Annotated in this window: 1 pseudogene; it reads left to right on the top strand. The window is 41.4% G+C overall.

From position 1 onward, the window contains the following. A pseudogene (locus BLU58_RS17345) lies at nucleotides 1-4233 on the top strand (condensation domain-containing protein); the annotation flags it as partial.

Below are 4233 nucleotides of genomic sequence, written 5' to 3'. Positions count from 1 at the left end.
CTCATTAATATGTACGGTATTACCGAAACAACGGTCCATACTACCTATTATCCGATTACGTTAGAGGATGCGAAAGGTGCTTCTGGTAGTAAGATCGGAAAACGGATTCCAGACTTAGAAGTATATATATTCGATCGACATGAGCAGATCGTCCCAGTTGGGATAGCTGGGGAGCTGTATATCGGCGGGGCAGGATTGGCGCGTGGATATCTAAACCGGCCGGAGTTGACAGAAGAACGTTTCGTTCCGCATCCATTTAAAGCAGGAGAACGCTTATATCGGACAGGGGACCTTGTAAGGTATCTTCCAGATGGGAATCTGGAGTTTATGGGGCGAATCGATCATCAAGTCAAAATCCGCGGTTTCCGGATTGAGCTTGGGGAGATTGAAGCGGCTTTGCAAGAGTACCCATCTATCAAAGAGGCCGTAGTGTTGGTAAGAGAAGATGAGCCTGGCGATAAGAGATTAGTAGCCTACGTGGTGGGCGCGGGAAGCACGCCAGAATGGCGGGAACATCTCAAGGCTCAATTACCGAGCTACATGGTTCCATCGCATTTTGTCGAGATGGAAACCCTACCTCTTACTTCTAATGGGAAGATTGATCGCAAAGCCTTACCTATTCCAGAAGAGCAAGCTGGCGGAGGAGAGGGATATGTAGCGCCCCGAAGTCAGCGTGAACAAATTCTTGCTTCGATATGGGAAGGAGTACTTGGAGTAAAACCAATTGGAGTGTATGACAACTTTTTTGAAACCGGCGGGGATTCGATTCTCAGTATCCAGATTGTTTCACGGGCAAATCAGGCTGGTTTGCAATTGACACCTAAGCAAATGTTTGAGTTTCAAACCATTGCTGAGTTGGCACAGGTAGCTGGAGAAGCCAAAAAAGTATTTACAGAGCAAGGAGTCATTACAGGAGAGGTTCCATTAACTCCTATTCAGCAATGGTTCTTTGAACAAAATCATCCAAATCCAAATCACTGGAATCAATCGATGGTTTTTCGAACACAGACAGGGTTGAACCTACAATATTTACAAGAAGCTCTTGAAGCTATTTTGATTCATCACGATGCTTTGCGTATGAGATTTACCCTTTTATCTGATGGCAAACGGAATCAAAGCAATCAAGGGATGGATGAACAGGTCTCACTAGATATTGTTCATTTAGATAATCTATCGCAAGAGAAACAAAACGAAAAAATTAGGAATGTGGTTAAATCCGCCCAATCCAGCTTATGTTTGCAAGATGGGCCGCTCATGAGAGTAGTGTATTTCGATGAGGGAGATGGTCTCCCAGGTCGTCTATTCTGGGGGATTCACCACTTAGTAGTGGATGGAGTTTCTTGGCGCATTCTAATAGAAGATTTGCAGACAGCTTATGACCAAATCAAAGAGAATCGGAAGGTGGAGTTACCATCGAAGAGTACATCTTTTAAGGAATGGTCTAGGAAACTGCATGCTTATGGAGAGTCTGGTGTTCCAGATACAGTTCGTGAGTTTTGGAAGCAACAGGCAGAAGTTGAAGTAGAGACGTTGTCACCAGATTATACAGTACCAAAAGTGACAGAAGCATCTACAGAACAGCATATGATCTCGTTTGGGGAAGAAGAGACACGTGCACTGTTACAAGATGTCCCAGTAGCTTATCGAACTAAAGTGGATGAAGTCCTACTCACAGCTCTAGTGCAATCCATTACTCAATTAACAGGTCTTTCATCCATTTCCGTTCATATGGAAGGACATGGACGTGAAGAAATTTTAGATAGTGTAGATATATCTAGAACAATAGGGTGGTTTACTAGTATATATCCTGTTCATTTCGATTTAAGGGGTGTAGGAACACCTATAGAGGCTTTGAAGCTAGTGAAAAGACAGGTGCGTCAAATACCTAACAAGGGTGTAGATTATCAAATCCTTCGTTACTTGAATTCAGATATGGGATCACTTCTTTCATCTGGAAATAAGCCGTCTATTAGTTTTAATTATCTGGGTCAATTTCAACTAGGTAGCTCCCAAACCTCTCTTTTTTCAGGAGAACAGGAATGGATTGGTTTTGATCATGATTTGGATTCTAGACGTCCACATTTGATTGATGTGGTTGGATCCGTTATGAATGGGAGACTACAAATTACTTGGATGTATAGCCATAAGCAATTTGATGTATCCACTATTCAAGATATGGCTGAAAAAATGCGTGTACAATTAAATTCATTTATCAACCAGCCAGTTACCGAAGAAGCATTTATAGCATCTGATTTCGCCGATGCTAAGAAACTGACAGAGAAAACTTTGAGTAAAGTGTTATCCAAACTAAAAAAGAAAAGGGGATAAAGAATGAGCGATATTATCGATATCTACGGTCTATCTCCTCTTCAAGAGGGAATGCTTTTTCATACCCTATTGGATAGAGATGATAAAGACTCTTCAGCGTATATTATTCAAGCAAACTTTCTTCTTAAAGGGAAATTAGATATATCTGCTTTTGAAAAGGCATGGAAGCATATAGTGAATCGACACGAAGTTTTTCGCTCCATATTTTTGTGGGAAGATGTGGAAGAGCCGTTGCAAGTGGTTTGTCAAGATGTTCCGTTTTCACTGAGCCAACATGATTGGAGTTTATTATCTAAGTCAGAGAGAGAAGAGAAGATAAAACACTTTTTGAAATCTGATCGAGAACGAGGATTCGAATTAGATGAGGCTCCATTGATGAGAGTGACTGTCTTTAAAGAAACAGATGAAGAGTATCGGGTAGTTTGGACTCATCATCATATTCTTTTAGATGGATGGAGTGTGTCGTTAATACTAAATGAGATGTTTAGTATTTATAGAAAAATAATGAAGAGAGAGGCTTGGGATTTACCTGAGCCCCCTCCTTATAAAAGATATATTAATTGGATGGGACGGCAAGATAAGGAGAAAGCTTCACAGTTTTGGCAAGAAGAGTTAAAAGGAATCACCTCCCCCACACAATTGATAAGTGATAAAAAAGTTCGAGATACAGAATCTGGTTATGGAGAAATGAGTTTTTGTTTATCCAAAGAAAAAACAGAAGCCTTACAAGCCGAAGTAAGGAAGAACCAGATCACATTAAACACATTAGTTCAGGGTGCTTGGGCCTATCTATTGAGTCGGTATAGTGGCGACACAGATATTGTGTTTGGTGTAACAAGTTCGGGTAGGCCAACCAAATTAGTCGATGTAGAAAAAATGGTTGGTTTATTCATCAATACCTTGCCAGCTCGAATTCGAATCCCTGACGATATGAAAGTAGTGGATTGGCTTCAAGAGTTACAGATCAAAGAGATAGAGCGACGACAGTATGAATATGTTTCATTAGTAGATATTCAAGGATGGAGTGAGGTTCCAAGGGATCATTCACTATTCCACAGTTTATATGTTTTTGAAAATTACCCTGTCAATGCAGGTACTACATTAGATGAAATCGGACTAGAAATTTTGAATACAGAGGGGGTAGAGCAAACGAACTACCCGCTTAATCTAGTCGTTATACCAAGCAATCAATTGACATTTAAACTTATGTACGATCGAAGTACATTTGATCAATCTACGATTCAACAGATTGAGGGTCATCTATTACAGATATTGAATCAAATGACTGAAGATGAAGAGCGGACATTATCTGAGATTGTGTATGTACCTGAAGAGGAGCAGAAGCAGTTACTAGAAGAGTGGAACGATACACCAGTAGAGTATTCATATGAGAGCACGATTCATGAACGGTTTGAAGAGCAGGTTTTACGTACACCAGAAGCCGTCGCTGTGGTGTACGAAGATAGACAGTTGACCTATCGAGAGTTAAATGAGCAGGCGAATCAATTGGCTCACTATCTACAGAAATGCGGAGTGGGGCCTGAGTCACTGGTTGGATTATGTGTCGAACGCTCTCCCGAGATGATGATCGGACTCTTGGGGATCTTGAAAGCGGGGGGAGCCTATGTTCCTCTTGATCCAACCTATCCAGAGCAACGACTGCAGTATATTTTAGCGGATGCAGGGATTCAGTTAGTTGTAACGCAGGAGAGTCTATTAGAATCAAGCTGGCTTCCAGAAGAGATTCAAGCGGTTTGCTTAGATCGAGATCAAGTGGAGTTGGAGAAAGAAAGTATGGATCTACCGGCTGCCCACGTAAGCGCAGATCGACTAGCCTATATCATTTACACCTCAGGATCTACTGGAAATCCGAAAGGCGTTATGGTGGAGCACCACAATGTCATT

Origin of the sequence: Thermoactinomyces sp. DSM 45892 (assembly GCF_900107305.1) — a bacterium.
GTDB lineage: Bacteria > Bacillota > Bacilli > Thermoactinomycetales > Thermoactinomycetaceae > Baia.
This window is presented reverse-complemented; position numbering and strand designations above follow the sequence as displayed.